The sequence below is a fragment of the Microvirga soli genome (assembly GCF_016734765.1).
GTDB lineage: Bacteria > Pseudomonadota > Alphaproteobacteria > Rhizobiales > Beijerinckiaceae > Microvirga > Microvirga soli.
This window is the reverse complement of record NZ_JAERQE010000027.1, coordinates 1-16,899: the sequence shown is the minus strand read 5'-3', so window position 1 is coordinate 16,899 and position 16,899 is coordinate 1. Positions and strand designations below refer to the sequence as shown.

Sequence of the window (16,899 nt, the reverse complement as noted above, 5' to 3'; positions counted from 1 at the left end):
CATATTTTAATCAGGATGCAGGAATGAAAGAGCGTTTCGACTACATCGTCGTCGGCGGAGGCTCATCCGGTTCCGTTGCTGCCGCGCGGCTCGTCAATGAAGGGAGGCGCGTTCTGTTGCTTGAGGGCGGCTACTCCCATCGTCATCCGCTCCTCGATATGCCGCCTGGCATCTTCAAAATGATCAACGGCAGCAAGTACATGCGCTATCATCACACGGTGCCGCAGGAGCATCTGGACGGGCGCGCACACGATATCCCTCAGGCCAACGTCCTCGGCGGTGGCTCCTCGGTCAACGCGCAGGTCTACATGCGCGGCCGGCCCTCAGATTATGATGAATGGCACGAAATGCTCCATGGGGAGAACGACTATCCCGGCTGGAGCTGGGCTGACGTTCTGCCTCACTTTCGAACCATGGAAGGGAACAACAGGTTCTACAATGAGCTGCATGGCGCCGATGGGCCTTTGCTGGTGTCGGATCCCGGCCACATCAACGACATGTCACGCTGGTTCGTGCAGGCTGTTCAGGGCTTGGGTGAACCCTTCAATCCGGACTTCAATGGCCCCAAGCAGCGGGGCGTCGGCTTCTACCAGTTCATGAATCGGCGCGGCCGGCGCAGCAGCGCGGCCTATGCTTTCCTGGCGCCGCTCGCGGATAATCCAAATCTTGTCATCCGTCTGCAGTCGCGCGTGCGCAAGATCGAGATCGAGAACGGGCGGGCCGTTGGCGTGACCTATCGCGACGTCAAAGGAGTGGACCATCAGGTCTATGCAGATGGCGAGGTGATTGTAGCATCCGGCGCGCTTGTGACGCCACAGCTTCTGATGCTCTCGGGTATCGGCCCAGCCAATAAACTGCGGGAGCACGGCATCTCGTGTATCGCCGACCTTCCAGGCGTCGGTGAGAATCTCATCGACCATCCCGAGGTGCCGCTCATCGCCAAGGCGAATGGGCCTTATGGTTATTACAAGCAAGGCGTCGGCTGGCGCATGCTGCTCAACGGCATCCATTTCCGGCTGTTCGGTTCAGGCCCGATCCTCTCGGCCGGCGTCGAAGCCGGCGCCTTCGTCAACCCGACCGACCCCGAGGCCGATCCTACAATCCAAGCCTTCTGCGTACCCATCGTTTACCTAGACCGGGATACCCTCACCCTAGTGGAGGATACCTATGGGCTGACGATTACCACCGTCGTCGTGAAGCCCAAATCCCGTGGCTATGTTCGTCTACGCTCAGCAGATCCAGACGACATGCCCCTCGTCTCACCCAATCTGCTGAACCATCCTGACGACGCCCGAGCGATGATCGACGGTCAACGCTTCTTCCTCCGCGCCTTCCAGACCACTCCTCTCGCCGAGCGGGTTGAGCGCATCTCGATTCCTGACCCTGGCGATCTCAGCGACGCAGCGATCATGAAGCATTGCCGGCGCTTTGTGAAAACGAACTATCATCCTAGTGGAACCTGCCGGATGGGCACGGCAAGCGACCACATGGCCGTTCTCGATTCCAGACTACGTGTTCGCGGGATTGAGAACCTGCGGATCTGCGATCTTTCGGCCATGCCAAACATCAATGCGGGCAACACGAATGCGCCCGCAATGATGCTCGGAAGCCGTTGCGCAGAACTCATCACCGGCCGCCCAACCATCAGCACCTCTCAGTTCGGCCCTCGCCTGTCCGAGCAAGGGGATATGAGTGTCGCCACGCTGAGCTGAGAGAAAGAGAACCGGGCCTTCAAAGACCCAGCCTCTTTCGGCCACTACTCCTCTCGAAAAGCCTTGGCCATGTTGTCGGCGACAGGCTTCGTCAGGTATGAGAACACTGTCCGGTGCCCGGTCTGGATCAGCCCCTCCACAGGCATGCCCGGAACCAGCTTGAGATCGCCGAGACGCTCCCGCTCGTCGTCCGCGAAAGCCACACGCACGGGATAATGAGACCTGTGCGCGGGTGGTCTCGACCGGTGGCTGTTTGGGTGATTCAATAGCGCGGCTGAACATGGCGGGAGCAGTCCCATGGCACGCCGTCAGATTGGGCAGGAAGTCTTCACGTTTGTCGAAGACCCCACCCCGCATCGCTGCTCCCCGGACCGGCTGTTGGGGTTGATCGACTGGTCCTCGCTGGATCGACACCTGGCCGGCATCTATACCGCTGCGAAGGGCGAGCTCGCTTGGCCACCCTTGGCTTTGTTCCGGGCCCTGCTGCTGGCCGTCTGGTACGACTTGTCGGACGTGAAGTTGGCAGAGGCGCTGGAAGACCGCGCCTCATTCCGGCGCTTCTGCGGGTTCGCCGCCCACGAGCCCACCCCGGAGCGCACCGCCTTCGTGCGGTTCCGGCGGGAACTGGTGCGGCGTGGTCTCGACAAGATCCTGTTCGATGAAGTGACGCGCCAACTCAAAGCTCAAGCAGTCACCATCAAGAAGGGCACTTTGGTGGACGCTACAGTCATTTCTTCGGCAAGCACTCGGGATGAGGAAGCCGCCTGGGCGGGGCACAAGCACCGCAGGGCGATCCACGGCTTCAAAGCCCATGTGGCGGCGGATGCCGTTACGGCTCTCGTCGAGGAAGTGACCGTCACACCCGGCAACGTCAACGACGGGCGTGCTGGCGGCGAGGCATTGCCGGAGAACCCTGGCGACGTTTATGCCGACAGCGCCTACCGTGGAACAGCCTTTGCCTCGGCGGTGCAAAGCAAAGGCGGATGCCCGCGCGTGGTCCAGACAGGCGTGTGGAGCCGACCTGGTGGAAGCGCTCTACGCAAGCTGCGGGCGTGGAACCATCATGTCCACCATGTGCGCTGCCGGATCGAGAAGATCTTTGGCACCTGGAAGCGCAGCTACGGCCTACGACGCATGCGCTGGACAGGACTGGCGAAAGCGGCCCTGCAGGTCAGACTCACCGCGATGGCCTACAACCTGAAGCGGACGGCTGTGATCTTGATGATACCGCAGGCTGCCTGATCAGGGGTGAAGTGTGCCATCAGACATCCCCAATCGCAGTATTGGCCGTCAACACTGCCGATCTGGGAGAAGTGACGTGAGGAACATCCCTCACATTCATCAAGATCGCGATTTCGCCACCCGCGCACAGATCTCATAATACTGCATGCCAGAGCGCTGATCCGTCACCAGATCAGCCGCAATCATGCTGACCTTGCCCTTCAGTTCCGGCGTGGTGCGCTGGTTGAAGGCCGACATGCCCAGCACTGTGTCGAGACCGGGGCGGAGCTGGTCGATATCCTGCGGCAGGACCTTCACCTCGATTGACAGCTCATGCTCACGTCCATGCACACGATCTGGGCACGCAACCATAACTTCTAGGTCGACCTGCTCAAGGATCGCACCGGCAACAAGTGGACAGAGGAGTATTTCCAGGCAGCACGCATTGTGAACACTGCTGAATACCAACGTGTGGTGTTCACTGAATTCGCTGACGCAATGGCAGGCGGCATCGATTCGGGTGAGAACGAGCATGGCTTCGACGGATATGATCCCACCGTCGATGCATCCATCTCGGCGGAATTTGCCCATGTAGCCTATCGGTTCGGTCACTCCATGCTCAACGAAACGGTGAGCTACAAGGATGCTGATGGCCAGATGCACGACATATCCCTCGTCCAGGCCTTCCTGAGCCCGGATAGGATGTCCGAACTCGGCATCGATGAGTTGCTTCTGGGGGCGACCGGAACGGCGCATCAGGCGATTGACGTCGATGTGGTCAACGCGCTTCGCAACCAGCTCGTCGGGCGGCCGCTCGATCTTGCCGCTCTCAACATCTTCCGCGGGCGCGACACAGGCATTGCGCCTTTCAACTCCGTTCGTGAGCAGCTGCACGAGAAAACGGGCCTTGCCAGCCTGCGGTCCTACTCCGGCTGGGAAGACTTCCAGAAGCGAAACGGCCTGACCGATGACTTCATCAACCAGCTTAAAGAGGTCTATCCGGAAGGCTTTGAGGCTATGGATCTGTGGGTCGGTGGCTTGGCGGAGAAGCCGACCAAGGGGCAGCTCGGCTCAACCTTCGGCTATCTCTTTCTTGAGCAGCTCGACCGACTGCAGGACGGCGATCGCTTCTACTACCTTGAGATCCTCGACGACAGCATGTTCGAAGACAGTGGGCAGACCTTCGCCGATATCGTCATGCGCAACACCGGTATCACGGGTCCTTCCGATGTGTTCAAGGTCTCCTCAGGCGGCCAGACCAACGGCAGCCGTGTTCCATGCGAGGAGCCGGTCTACCACGCGCCAACGGACATCTCGCTCTCGAACAGGTCGGTGAAGGAAAACTCTGCGGTTGGAACCATCATAGGCGTCCTCTCAGCCGTCGATGCTGATGCGGGAGATACGTTCACTTACACCTTGTCTGGCCCCGCGGCGGGCCTCTTCAAGATATCCGGCGACAAGCTTGTGGTGGCCGAGAGAGCCAATCTCGACTATGAAACGGCGAAGTCCCATGACATCACTATAAAGGTCACGGACAATACCGGCCGTTCGTATTCCGAGGCGGTGACGATCAATACGCAGGATGTCACGGAGCCGAAGCCTGAAGTTCCGAAGCCGCCTCAGCCTCCCAAGGATCTTCTGGTCAAGGGAACCCGTGGCGACGACAATCTCTATGGCGGTGATGGCAACGATCGCCTGTATGGAGACAAAGGGAATGACACTCTTGACGGCAAAGCCGGTCATGACAGGCTATACGGTGGTGACGGAAATGATCTCCTTCGCGGCGGCGCCGGGGCAGACCGGATGTGGGGCGACAAGGGTAAGGATACATATGAGGTCGACAACCACAAAGATGATACCGTCGAAAGCCGCGACCACGGGACTGACGCCGTCAAGGCTTCCGTCTCGTACTCCTTGGGAAAGAACGTCGAGAACCTGACGCTGACCGGATCTGGCAATCTGAACGCCGCCGGTAATGAGATCGACAACACCCTGATCGGGAACTCCGGCAGTAACATCCTCAAGGGCGGCGGTGGCCAGGACGTCCTCAAGGGTGGGGACGGAAACGACGTCCTCATGGGTGGCAAGGTCAAGGACGAGATGACCGGCGGTGCCGGGAAGGACACCTTCGTTTTCGAGCGCTCCGGTCACGATACTATCACTGACTTCCGAGACGGTGAGGACAGGATTGACGCCAGTCGTCTGTCAGGCGTGGACCAGTTGTCCGATCTCGCCATATGGCAGGCAGGCAACGATACCGTGATCTGGTACAAGTTCGACTTGATAGTCCTTAAAGGCGTCAACGCATCAGATCTCGGCAACAGCGATTTCGTGTTCTGATGCGCATCTTCTGTGAATGATGGCTTCGTCGGGAGCGCGGGTTCCAGCGCTCCCGACAGAGTTTCTATCATTTGAAGCGGTCCAACGGCACGTAAGTTGATCTAGGTGCTATGCATCGCTTTTCGCTCACAACCCTAGACGCCTGATACGTTCGTGATGAGTGAAGACCTCGAAGGAATCTTGGCGCGCCACCGCCACCAGGGTGAGACCACAGCCCTGCGCGACCCTGACAGCCAAGGCTGTAGGAGCGGAAATGGCAGCGATGATCGGGGCTCCCATGCGGGCTGACTTCTGCACCATTTCCACCGATACCCGACTGGTCAGAAGCACCATGCTGGCGGAGCAGGACGCATCGGCTCGTGCGAGGGCTCCAGCCAGCTTATCGAGCGCATTATGCCGCCCAACATCCTCTCGGATCGCGATCAGACCTTGCTCAGGACGCCAAAGAGCCGCGGCGTGGATCGCTCTTGCTTCTCTGTTGAGCCGCTGCGCCTTCGACAGATCGGCCATGGCAGCGGCAATGAGCGCGGGCGAAACCTGGAGAGTGCCAGTCACTGTCGATGCTGGCCTCACCGCCTCCGCCAGGGATTCCACTCCGCACAATCCGCAGCCGACGGGTCCAGCCATGGCACGCCGTCTGGACCGATAAGCGCCGCCGGAGGATTCCTGCAGCCACATCCTCACCTCGCAACCAAGATCATGTTCGATGATCTCCATGGAGGCCAGCTCACTCGGCTCGGCAATGATCCCTTCCGACAGGCTGAAGCCGAGGGCGAAGTCCTCAAGATCGGCCGGGCTTGCCATCATCACCGCGTGGGTCGAGCCGTTATAGGTGAGCGCGACCGGCGTTTCCTCCGGCAGCACGCGATCCCCGGCAGCAAACACACCTTCGGCCACGCTCGTCTGCGGCAGGCGGATAACAGGTTCCAAGTGAAGGCTCATTCCGCCGCCTCCGGCAGTTGCTTCTGCTGGAGCGCAATCCGGATCGGGATCGACTTCGCCGCCGGCACCTTGCTCTTGTCCGCATGGTGCCAAACCGGAATCAAGGGATTGCACTCCGGATAATAGGCCGCGCAGCATCCCTCCGGGATGTCGTATGGAGTGACCCGCAATCCACTCACCTGACGCATGACGCCGTCATCGACTGCCGTCGTGAGGGTGACCATATCCCCCTCCTGGAGGCTCAGGCGAGCGATGTCGTTCCGGTTCATGAAGAGCACCATGCGGGTACCCCTGACACCCCTGAACCGGTCGTAATAGCCATAGACCGTAGTGTTGAACTGGTCGTTGGAGCGCACCGTCATGAGCTTGAAGACGTCGCGATCATTGTCTGCGATGCCGAGATCGGCCTGGAGGCTCTGGGGCACGACGAAATTCGCTTTCCCGGTCTTCGTCTTCCAGCGGCGCTCGCGCGCTGCAATCGGGCGGTGGAATCCGCCGGGCTTCCACATGCGTTCGTTGAAGGCGCGGAAATCCTCCGGATAGGTTTCCTCGATGGCGTCTCGGACGCGGCCGTAATCGGCGACCCAATCGTCCCACGGCACTTTGGGATTGGGCGGAAGGGTAGCTTTGGCGATTTCAGCCACGATCCGCGGCTCGGACAGGAGGTCGGGGCTTGCAGGCTTTGCAACGCCCTTGGAGCCATGGATGCAAGCGGTGGAATCCTCTACGGCTACAGCCTGGGGTCCCGTTGCCTGCTCGTCAATCTCGATCCGCCCAAGACACGGGAGGATATAGGTGACCTCGCCCGGAATAAGGTGGTTGCGGTTGAGCTTGGTCGAGATTTGCACCGACAGGCGCATACGAGGCCAGGCCGCCTCCAGGGCTGCCGTCTCCGGAGCGGCGCGCACGAAGTTCCCGCCGAGCGCGACGAACGCCTTCACCTCGTCCTTGATGATGCCCTCGCAGACCTCCACCGTCGTCATGCCCTTCCAGCGCGGCGGCTCGAAGCCATACTGTTCCTTGAGCTTGTCGAGCGGCACCAGTTCAGGTTTCTCCGCAATGCCGACGGTGCGCTGCCCCTGAACGTTGGAATGACCGCGCACCGGGCAAATGCCGGCACCCGGCTTTCCGATATGCCCACGCAGGAGCAGCAGGTTGACCACCATCTGCACGTTCTCGACGCCCGCTTTGTGTTGGGTGAGCCCCATGCCGTAGATGCCGATGACGGCGTTCGCGCGGGCATAGGCCGTCGCGGCTGCCTCCAAAGTCGAGCGGGAGAGGCCTGAACGGCGCTCCAGCTCCGGCCACTGGGCCTGTCGGGCAGCCTGCGCGAATTCCTCGAAGCCATGGGTGTGCTCGGCGATGAAGGCATGGTCGAGCACCGGCTTGGCTCCGGTGGCCTGTGCCTTGTCATCGGCCTCGATCAGGATTTTCGCCAGCCCCATGAGTGCTGCGACGTCGCCGCCGATCTTCACTTGATGATATTGCGACGAGATGCGGGTCTCCGAGCCGGTCAGCATCTCGGTCGGGGCCTGTGGGTTGGTGAAGCGTTCCAAGCCCCGTTCCTTCAAGGGATTGAAGGTGATGATCGGCACGCCGCGCTTGGACGCTTCTTGGAGCGGATGCAGCATGCGCGGGCTGTTGGTTCCGACATTCTGGCCGAAGAACAGAATGCAATCGGTGAGCTCAAAGTCATCGAGGATCACCGTGCCAACTGGGACACCGATGCTTTCCGGCAGGGCCACCGAGGTGCTCTCGTGGCACATGTTGGAGGAATCCGGCAGGTTGTTGGTGCCATAGAGCCGGGCGAAGAGCGCCCACATATAGGATGTCTCGAGCGAGGCGCGGCCGGAAGCATAGAGCACGACCTGACGCGGATCGAAGCCTTTCAGCTCTCGCCCAATCTCCTGAAAAGCCTCACTCCAGCTGACGGAGACGTAAGTGTCGGAAGCACAGTCGTAGCGCATGGGATGGGTCAGGCGGCCAGCTTCCTCAAGATCGTGATCCGACCAGGTGCGAAGCTCAGAAAGAGTATGGTTGGCAAAGAACTCTGGCGTCACGCGCTTCGTGGTGAGTTCCCAAGCCGTCGCCTTGGCGCCGTTCTCGCAATACTCGAAAGGATGCGGATCCGCTGGCTTTGCCCAGGCGCAGCTGACGCAGGCGTACCCGTCAGGCTTGTTCTGCTTGAGCATGATCGCGTTGCCGCTGACGAGCCGCCCCTCCTTGGCCAGGATGCTTTCGACGGAACGCACGGATCCCCACCCGCCCGCAGGACCTGGATAGGGCTTGATCTTGGGCTCATCGCTCATCTGGGTCAACCTCCCGCTTGCCGCCGTTCATCCGCGGCATTCGACTGAACCTATGTAAATGATCGAGACAGATGACCATTCAAGTAGGCTCGAACCCGGCAGAAGCGGCGCTTGCGGGACCCTAAAGAGCGCTCCATTCAGGCTATCGGCAGTGCTCCGAGAGAGCGGCTCGTCAGTGTCCTGTTGTCTGTTCGCGAACCCGATATGGCACCCGTCATGTCAGACGCCCCCGGGCTGCAACAGGTAATTCGCCGACGATTTCATGGCCACGAACCGCAACCAGACGATCGACCATGTTGACCACCACACAGACATGGTTGGGAACAATCCGAACGACGTCGCCAACGCTCGGGCGATCGTTGCAGCCTGATAGATCCAGGAATCCGTGCTCTTCCGCAAATCGGGCAATCTTGGCCTGGGGATGCTCCAGGATAAGTCCATGCCCCTCCAGCCCACCGGTGTCGCTGGTCAGGGTTTTCGATCCGGAATCGAGGATGCCCCTATCCTGCCCTGCCCGACTAACCACGGTGGCATAGACGGTCAGCGCACAATCCTGCAAATGTGCAACGCCTGCGGCCAGCATCATCCGGTCATTGAACACCGACGTGCCGGCCCGGTGCTCGGTCACGCCTTTGATCTTGCCCAGGTTCAGGAGGTTGGGTGTCCCGCCTGATGAGACGATCTGCGGCTCAAGACCAAAGGCACGGATTCCCGCCACGGCCTCATCCAGAAAGGCCTGTGTCTCGTCCATGGCGTTTTCAGGCGGGTACAGCATGAACCCGGCGAATGACAGCCCCGGGCGCGATGCGATGTCCTTTGCCAGAGCCACCGCCTCCGCAACCGTCTCGACTCCTGCCCGCTTGCGTCCGGTGTCGCACTCCACCACCACACCCAAGTCCCGCCCGGCAATAGTCGCAGCCCCCGGCAGACCCGCCACCACGGTGGGATTATCGGCCGCGACAGTCACCTTCGCCTGCGACATAAGCCTGCCAAGCCGGCCGAGTTTCTCCTCACCGAGGATGTTATAGGCAATCAGGATGTCGTCGTGCCCGGCCTCGGCCATCACTTCCGCTTCGCCGATCTTCTGGCAGGTGATGCCACGGGCACCGGCGTCCCGTTGCATGGACGCGATGATCGGGCTCTTGTGCGTCTTGATGTGTGGCCGGTTGGCGACGCCAGCCGCATCGCACATCTCCTGCACTCGGGCGATGTTGCGCTCGACCACGTCCAGGTCGACTACCACCGCAGGTGTCCCGAACTCACGCGCGACCTTCGCCTTGAGATCCTCAATGCTCATGCTTACCGATCCATTCTTAAACGCCTGGACAGAGAATAGACACTCGCGACGATGCTGTCCCGCTTTGCTGATAGGAGCAACATCTCGCCGTAGAGCTCCGCTTTCCCTGCAAATCCTCTCTTATTTCCGGGCAGAATGCCGCTATATGTGGCGATAGCCAAGACCGATAGAGTTCCGGAAAAGACCTTCCAGCCAGTTCTTCAACAAACATCTGAAACATCAGGAGGAACCCTCGTGAGAAGTGCAGCTTTGGCGACCTTGATCCTGCTTGCCATTTCCTCTCCCTCATCCGCACAGGACATGACCCATCACAACCGCATTGACCTGATCCGCCCCGATGCGCCGGCCCTCGCCAAGCATGGCGAGCACGGGATCGGCGTTCGCACGATTGAGGTGATCAACAAGAACCAGATCGACGTCCTGAAGGCCGTGGCCGGCCGGGAGCCTCCACGCTATGACCGCAAGCTAACCCTGGAAGTCTGGTATCCGGCAGAGACAGGTGGAAACCAGTCAGGCACCTATCCTGGCGTGTTTCTGCGTGACGGCAAGACCCAGGTCACGCTTCATGGCAAAGCGCTGCGTGATGCCGAGCCCAAGAAGGCATCCGGCAGCCCCTACCCGCTGGTGATCATCAGCCACGGTTACCCAGGCAATCGCTTCCTACTCAGCCATCTGGCGGAAAATCTTGCGACCAAAGGCTATGCGGTCGCCGCAATCGATCATGCGGATTCCACCTACACCGATCAGGGCAAGTTCGGATCAACCCTGATCAACCGGCCCCTCGACCAGCTTTTTGTCCTCAATGCCATCGATCAGTTGTCGAAGGAGAACGGGCACTTCCTGAACGGATTGGTCGATACTTCCCGCACGGGCCTGATCGGTTACTCGATGGGCGGATACGGCGCGGTGATCACTGCTGGCGCCGGTGTCACCAAGGAAGCCGTTGCCTACGATTCAGGTGTTCCGGCGGGCATGCTGTCCGTGCACTTGGCCGGGTCCGAGACCCATAAGAAGCTGCGGGATGAGCGCATTAAGGCAGTGGTTGCCATCGCTCCCTGGGGCATGCAGCGCGGCTTCTGGAACCAGGAAGGACTGGCCGCGATTACGACGCCGATTCTCTACATCGCCGGCAGCAAGGATGACGTCTCAGGTTACGAAAAGGGCGTGCATGCGCTCTATACCGGCACTGCCAATGCGGATCGCTATATGTTGACCTTCGAAAACGCCAATCACAACGCCGCAGCCCCCATCCCGGCACCGGTCGAAAGCTGGCAGACGGCTGAGGGCGGAGGCTCAACGCCCTTCAACCATTATGCCGACCCGGTGTGGGACACGGTTCGTATGAACAACATCACCCAGCATTTTGCCACCGCTTTCCTGGGACGCTACATCAAGGCGGATCAGGAACTCGGCAGCTATCTGAACGTGCTTGTGGAACGTGCGAGCGAAGGGGTCTTTGCGGCCAACAAGGACGGCCCCTTCAAGCCTGAGCATACTTACTGGAAAGGCTTCGGGGCCCGAACCGCCGCTGGCCTGATCCTGGAGCGTGGCACACGAAGCGCCAACTGATCATACCCTCAGATGACAAGGCCCGGCTGATGCTGGGCCTTGTATCATCAACTTGGCACCTAGAACTCTTCAGTTTCGTTCCAGAGGCATGTTGGGTACTCACCACTGGACTGTGAAACCGATCCCGAATGCGTTAGGATTTAATAAAAGAGACTTTCAACATCGTCTGTCATTCCAGCTGAGCCACTCCGTGGGCAGGAACAATGTTGCGAGCTTTTCTCGATGCAGATCGGCCAGCAATCCGAAGACCCCTTCCCAGCCGCCATACGGGCGAAGCGAGCGGTTCTGATCCTCGATGTGGTCGAATCCGTCCGCCTCGTAGAGCAGGACGAGGCGGAGTTCGTTTCGCGGTGGCTAGCCTTTGTCGAGCAGGTTCGAAGCCGCATTCTTCCTGATCACAACGGCCATTTCACGAAAGGCCTGGGTGACGGGATGCTGTTGGACTTCGATGATGTCCGCTCTGCCATTTCGGCCGCATTCTCGATCCAGCAGGAGCGCAACCGGCAGAACCAGGTCCTTCCCCCAGCCCAGCAGATCATGCTCAGGATGGGCATCGAGGTCAGCGACGTGATCATCGATCAGGCCGATCTCTACGGACGTGGCGTCAGCCGGGCGGCGCGGATCCTGACTCTTGCAGGTCCTGGCGAGATCGTCATCTCGGCCAATGTGCGTGACCAGCTCACAGCCGATCTCGATGCGGATATCGAGGATCTCGGCGAGTGTTATCTCAAGCACATGCCGCAACCCGTGCGGGCCTACCGCGTCGGACCACCCGGGCCACGACCCGTGATCGAAAGCGGGTATTCCTTTGAAGACTTGCTTCCGACCCTGGCAGTCATCCCCTTCACGACACGCGATCCTGAGGACGAGCATCATATTCTGGGGGAGGTGCTGGCCGAGGAGCTCATTCAGGACCTATCACGCTCTCCTGAGCTGCACGTCATATCGCGTCTGTCGACAACCGTGTTCCGCGGCAGAGAAGCCTCCCTGACTCAGGTTGGCACCAATCTCAACGCGAACTACGTGCTTTCCGGCTTTTACCGGGTCCAGAGCCGGCAAGTCATGGTAGAGGCGGAACTCGCCGAAGCGAAGTCGGGACAGGTTGCATGGGGGGCGCGTTACAAAGGCCAGCTAAGCGGCATGATTTCCGGCAAACGGGACCTGATCGACGAGATTGCCGCTAACGTGAATGCCGCCATCATGATCAGCGAGCTGCAGCGGGCTCAGTCGCAGGCCCTGCCGACCCTGAAAAGCTATACGCTGCTGCTTGCCGCGGTTGCTTTGATGCATCGCCTTTCGCCTTACGATTTCGGTGAGTCCTGCAGGCTTCTTGAGGCTCTTATCGAGAGAGCCCCACGCCAAGCCATACCCCGCGCCTGGTTGGCCAAATGGCATGTCCTGCGGGTTCAGCAAGGCTGGTCGGACGACCCGCACCAGGATGCGCAACTCGCCCTGCGCTGTACGAAGCAAGCCTTGGATGCCGACCCGCAATGCTCCCTGGCGCTTGCTGTCGATGGCTTCGTCCATACGAACCTTTTGCGAAAGCTCGATATTGCAGCAGAACGCTACGACCTCGCACTCCTGCAGAACCCGAATGACTCTCTCGCCTGGCTGCTCAAGGGCACGCTTCATGCATTCAAGGACGAAGGGCAGCAGGCGGTGAGTTGCACGCAGCGCGCGCGGAAGCTGTCGCCACTCGACCCTCATCGCTATTTCTATGACTCCCTCGCCGCGACCGCCCACCTCGCGGCCCATCAGTTCGACCGAGCTTTGAAGCTTGCGCAGCGCTCGCTCAAATCCAACTGCACGCACACCTCGACTCTTCGGGCCATGGTCGTTGCGCAGTGGGAGCTCGGGATGCGCGAGGATTCCCGCCGCACGGTGGCAAGGCTCATGCAGTTGGAACCCCATCTCACGATCCGAAGCTGGCGGGAGCGCTCGCCCAGTGCCGGGTACAGGATCGGGGAGGAGTGGGCCTCCGTGCTGCGGCAGGCAGGGGTGCCCGAGTAGCGGCGGTTTTTTCGCGGAAGAGGGAGTGAACCAACGTGAGCTACTTATCGGCAGGAATTGGGCCCCTCGGTGGCATCGGCGGAATTGGTGGCATAGGAGGTGTAGGCGGGATAGGCGGGATAGGAGGAATAGGAGGTATTGGCGGCATTGGCAGCGCCGTCTATGACTCACCCCTGGTGAGCGACGCCCTCATCCGCAGCCGCGACGGAATCGTTGGGCAATGGCGCCCGCCTGCCGCTATCCCCGACCAACTCGGCTTGGAAGAACCCGACAATCTCGATCGCTGGTCACCGTGGGTCCGTGCTGCAATCATCGACGCCGAGATGGGTTCACGCCTCGGTTTCACACTGGAAGAAGCCACTGTAAATCCGCGCCACATAGCGGTCTGGCACCTGGAAGTTCCGGCACCAGCCGGCGGCAATGCTCCTGTCCCGGTCTACAAGCCCCTGATCGTGATGGCCCGTCCGACGAATACCATCTTCAAGACCCAGCTGGACCTCGTGAACCACTATGCCGAACTCCGTCCTGATCGGCAGACGGAGATCCTGGCGCAGATCGGCGGTGGCATGGCTTTTCTGAGTTCCATTGCTCAGCTCCACCCTGACCGGACGCCCCGCACGCTGGAACTGCTGACAGCTACCTTGCGACTGGCGCTCTTCGTACATCTACGCGTGAAGCAGGGCCTCGCATGCCGGCGACCGCTTGAATATTCCCCGCAGATCCAGCCATTGATCGCCACACCGGCCCATGGCGCGCTGCCAAGCGGGCATGCGACGGAATCGTTCGCGGCGGCTCTTGTGCTGTGGCAATTGATGAAAGCCTCCGGAAGACCGGGATACGACAGCACCGATTGGCGCATCCAGCTTCTGCGTCTTGCATCAAGGATCGCCATCAATCGCACTGTCGCAGGCGTACATTTTCCCGTCGACAGCGCAGCCGGCGCCATTCTCGGCCTGACGCTCGGCCAGTACTTCGTCAACCGTTGCGCCGGCGCAGCCGGATACAGAGCATTGCGTTTCGAAGGCGAGAAGTATCCCCAGGACGGCGACTTCATCTGGCACGATCTTTATGACGTGACGACGGAGAGTCTCACATCGATGCCGGCCGCCACAGGCTACTCCGTGGAATATGAGGCCAACGATCAAGTAATCGATCCGCAGTATCAATCCTATGTGCTCACATGGCTCTGGGACAAGGCGAAGGCGGAATGGGAGTGAGCACATACTGGTTCGCCTCTTGAAAACAGGAGTGCCTCATGCCCTGGAAGCGCGTTCAGCCGAAGATCGATCCCGCCTCGCGATCCGTTATCGACCCTTATTCCTATTGGGCTCTGGGGCCGGGCCTGCAGGACTTTCGGCTGCCGTCCGTTGCTGAACAGAGTGTTCCGGTCCTCTTGCGCCGCAAGGAGGGGCCTTGGGACAAGGACGCATGGGCGCTATGGCGGAGCGCCACGGAAATGACCGGTATGCCGGAGAAGCCGCCTCGCGATGCTGAACCCTTCGACGTCGGATTTTTTCCTCTCCCCAAGGCCCTTCGTTTGATCGAGGATCGCAGATTTCGACGTTTCTTCGAGACCCTGGAGCACTTCACCCTCGGTCCGCCCCTGCCCTCCTCGTCCGTAATCCCGCGTGGCTATAAAGAGACTCGCTCCTTCCAGCCCTCATCGCAGGCTGCGACGCCAGGCACGGTTATCATCGGCATCATCGACGATGGCATTCCCTTTGCACATGAGCGCTTCCGCAAAGCCGACGGCACAACCCGCGTCGAGTCCGTGTGGGTGCAGCACGGCCCCTCTGTCAACGTGCCGATCGGGTTCGACAATGGGTTCGAAATCCCCAAGGCAGACATCGACAACTATCTCGCCACCTGCCGACAGGGAGATAATATCGACGAGGATGAGATCTACCGTCGCGCCGGGGTCTCCGACTTCAACCGCGATGGCCGCAAGAGCCTGGCATGGCGCGCCTCTCACGGCGCTCACGTGATGGACCTTGCCTGCGGGTGGGATCCTGATGAGGCACCGGATTGGCGGATCGTCTGCGTTCAGCTGCCAACCGCTACAACAGCCGACTCGTCCGGTGCCAGCCTCGCGCCCTATGCCGTCAAAGCCCTGGAATACATCCGGAACAGAGCTCAGGCCATCGCAGGACCGAGCCAGAGCTTGCCGGTCGCGGTTAACTTCAGCTATGGCCTGCTCGCCGGCCCCCATGATGGCACTCACGAGATCGAACTGGACTACGACAGGATCCTGCGCGAACACAACACGACCCCTGGCAACAAACCGATGCGGGTCGTCATTCCCTCAGGCAACAGCCATCTGGCGCGGGCCCACGCGACGGTCGCGTTTCAGGCCAATGGCGATGAAGCGACCTTGCCCCTGCGCGTATTGCCTGATGATCTCACGCCGAGCTTTGTCGAGATCTGGCTCCCGCCTGCCGCCGCTGCAGAAAACCGTGTGGAGTTGACCATCGCAACCCCACAAGGCGACATCAGTCCTCCACTTGAGGAGAGCGACAGCTTCATTCTGCAATATGACGTCGCCGGAAAGGTGCTCTGTGAGGCGCGGTATCATTTTTCCCCTGCTCCCACCGGGCGCGGCATGTTCCTGATCTCCCTTCAGCCAACCATGCGGATCGAGTCGGAAAACTCTCTTGTCCCGACCGATCCGGTTGCGCCGGCAGGCTTGTGGAACCTGACCTTGAAGAACCTGCAACTATCATCGGGTGAGGCCATCGAAGCCTGGGTCCAGAGAGACGATGCGCCTGTCGGCTACAGACGCCGGGGGCGCCAATCCTACTTCGATGTTCCCAGCTACAACATCTATGGCCATGACGGCGGCTCCCTTGAGGAGGACGATCCTGCATGCCCGGTGAAGCGCGCGGGCTCGATCAACGCAATCGCCACGGGAAAGAACACCATCGTGATCGGCAGCTGTTGCGAAAGGAACTGCGGCCCTCCGCCTATTCCGCAGGCGGACCGATCACGACGCCGGCCGGAGCCGCCTCACCCCATCGCTGCGGCCCCGATGCATTGACCGTGAGCGACGACTCCGTCGTTCAGTCAGGCGTTATTGCGGCAGGCACGCGCAGCGGCTCGGTCACTACCATGAACGGCACAAGCGTTGCCGCGCCACTGATCACTCGGTGGATCGCCGGTGAACTCGCGGCCGGACGCCGGGGCAACAGGGGAGCTATCTGGAAGCTGGCTTATGACAAAGAAGCTGTACTTCCAGCGCCCAAGCCATCGCCTGAGCGCGGCGGGGCCGGGCGGGCGCCGCTCCCACCTCCACGTTCAACCAAGATCAGAAGGTAAAGAATTATCGACCTTCCATTGCCAAAGGGCAGCAAGTACAGCGAGTCTATGCGGGCAATGCCTTATCGGGGATCGTGTCCCGCGGCGTGGTGTAAGAGCGCCAGTGCTCAGCTGAGCCGGGTTGCTCAGGCGGTCACGGCCGACAGCCTGCGAACGGGATCATCGCTCAACGAAGTCAGACTTTCCA

The 16,899-nt window shown here is 60.5% G+C and carries 12 protein-coding genes; 7 read left to right on the top strand and 5 right to left on the bottom strand.

What is annotated here, in order from left to right:
* The first annotated feature begins 23 nt into the window (after positions 1–23).
* On the top strand, positions 24–1,712 hold the full coding sequence (locus JKL45_RS19585) for a GMC family oxidoreductase (RefSeq protein WP_201863264.1): 1,689 nt from the start codon (positions 24–26) through the stop codon (positions 1,710–1,712).
* Positions 1,713–1,756: 44 nt separating this feature from the next.
* On the opposite strand, the gene JKL45_RS31120 is transcribed toward JKL45_RS19585, so the two are convergent.
* A complete protein-coding gene (locus JKL45_RS31120) occupies positions 1,757–2,011 on the bottom strand; it encodes a beta-barrel domain-containing protein (RefSeq protein ID WP_512699588.1) in 255 nt (84 codons plus the stop codon).
* Here JKL45_RS31120 and JKL45_RS19575 point away from each other — a divergent pair.
* Complete coding sequence (locus JKL45_RS19575; RefSeq protein ID WP_201863262.1) at positions 2,010–2,954, top strand: IS5 family transposase; 945 nt, start codon at positions 2,010–2,012, stop codon at positions 2,952–2,954. The genes JKL45_RS31120 and JKL45_RS19575 overlap by 2 nt on opposite strands.
* Before the next feature lie 99 nt (positions 2,955–3,053).
* Here JKL45_RS19575 and JKL45_RS30835 read toward each other — a convergent pair whose 3' ends face one another.
* The gene (locus tag JKL45_RS30835; protein ID WP_512699587.1) at positions 3,054–3,305 is read right to left on the bottom strand and encodes a beta-barrel domain-containing protein; all 252 of its coding nucleotides are present in this window, start codon (positions 3,303–3,305) and stop codon (positions 3,054–3,056) included.
* 75 nt (positions 3,306–3,380) lie between these two features.
* On the opposite strand from JKL45_RS30835, the gene JKL45_RS30035 reads away from it, so the two are divergent.
* Entirely contained in the window at positions 3,381–5,273 is a 1,893-nt protein-coding gene (locus tag JKL45_RS30035; RefSeq protein ID WP_201863260.1) for a peroxidase family protein, read from the top strand.
* 126 nt (positions 5,274–5,399) lie between these two features.
* On the opposite strand, the gene fdhD is transcribed toward JKL45_RS30035, so the two are convergent.
* The 3 genes from fdhD to JKL45_RS19550 all read right to left on the bottom strand — a co-directional run bounded on the left by fdhD (position 5,400) and on the right by JKL45_RS19550 (position 9,821).
* Entirely contained in the window at positions 5,400–6,215 is an 816-nt protein-coding gene (gene fdhD / locus JKL45_RS19560; protein ID WP_201863259.1) for a formate dehydrogenase accessory sulfurtransferase FdhD, read from the bottom strand.
* On the bottom strand, positions 6,212–8,524 hold the full coding sequence (locus JKL45_RS19555; protein WP_201863258.1) for an FdhF/YdeP family oxidoreductase: 2,313 nt from the start codon (positions 8,522–8,524) through the stop codon (positions 6,212–6,214). Before JKL45_RS19555 ends, fdhD begins: the two co-directional genes overlap by 4 nt.
* 214 nt (positions 8,525–8,738) lie before the next feature.
* Entirely contained in the window at positions 8,739–9,821 is a 1,083-nt protein-coding gene (locus JKL45_RS19550) for a D-TA family PLP-dependent enzyme (RefSeq protein WP_201863257.1), read from the bottom strand.
* 234 nt (positions 9,822–10,055) lie between these two features.
* Between JKL45_RS19550 and JKL45_RS19545 the strand changes: the two genes are divergently transcribed.
* From JKL45_RS19545 to JKL45_RS19530, 4 genes are all read left to right on the top strand, one after another.
* Complete coding sequence (locus tag JKL45_RS19545; protein WP_201863256.1) at positions 10,056–11,390, top strand: alpha/beta hydrolase family protein; 1,335 nt, start codon at positions 10,056–10,058, stop codon at positions 11,388–11,390.
* Between the two features lie 222 nt (positions 11,391–11,612).
* Complete coding sequence (locus JKL45_RS19540) at positions 11,613–13,400, top strand: adenylate/guanylate cyclase domain-containing protein (RefSeq protein ID WP_201863255.1); 1,788 nt, start codon at positions 11,613–11,615, stop codon at positions 13,398–13,400.
* Between the two features lie 176 nt (positions 13,401–13,576).
* Positions 13,577–14,617, top strand: coding sequence for a phosphatase PAP2 family protein (locus JKL45_RS30695; RefSeq protein WP_201863254.1), 1,041 nt, complete (start codon positions 13,577–13,579; stop codon positions 14,615–14,617).
* Between the two features lie 38 nt (positions 14,618–14,655).
* Entirely contained in the window at positions 14,656–16,434 is a 1,779-nt protein-coding gene (locus JKL45_RS19530) for a S8/S53 family peptidase (RefSeq protein ID WP_201863253.1), read from the top strand.
* Positions 16,435–16,899 lie beyond the last annotated feature (465 nt).

Excerpts from the sequence above, each read along its gene's own strand:
- JKL45_RS19555 (WP_201863258.1), bottom strand. The coding sequence starts at position 8,524 with ATGAGCGATGAGCCCAAGATCAAGCCCTATCCAGGTCCTGCGGGCGGG.
- JKL45_RS19540 (WP_201863255.1), top strand. The coding sequence starts at position 11,613 with ATGCAGATCGGCCAGCAATCCGAAGACCCCTTCCCAGCCGCCATACGG.
- JKL45_RS19550 (WP_201863257.1), bottom strand. The coding sequence starts at position 9,821 with ATGAGCATTGAGGATCTCAAGGCGAAGGTCGCGCGTGAGTTCGGGACA.
- JKL45_RS19585 (WP_201863264.1), top strand. The coding sequence starts at position 24 with ATGAAAGAGCGTTTCGACTACATCGTCGTCGGCGGAGGCTCATCCGGT.
- fdhD (WP_201863259.1), bottom strand. The coding sequence starts at position 6,215 with ATGAGCCTTCACTTGGAACCTGTTATCCGCCTGCCGCAGACGAGCGTG.
- JKL45_RS30835 (WP_512699587.1), bottom strand. The coding sequence starts at position 3,305 with ATGGTTGCGTGCCCAGATCGTGTGCATGGACGTGAGCATGAGCTGTCA.
- JKL45_RS19530 (WP_201863253.1), top strand. The coding sequence starts at position 14,656 with ATGCCCTGGAAGCGCGTTCAGCCGAAGATCGATCCCGCCTCGCGATCC.
- JKL45_RS31120 (WP_512699588.1), bottom strand. The coding sequence starts at position 2,011 with ATGGGACTGCTCCCGCCATGTTCAGCCGCGCTATTGAATCACCCAAAC.
- JKL45_RS19575 (WP_201863262.1), top strand. The coding sequence starts at position 2,010 with ATGGCACGCCGTCAGATTGGGCAGGAAGTCTTCACGTTTGTCGAAGAC.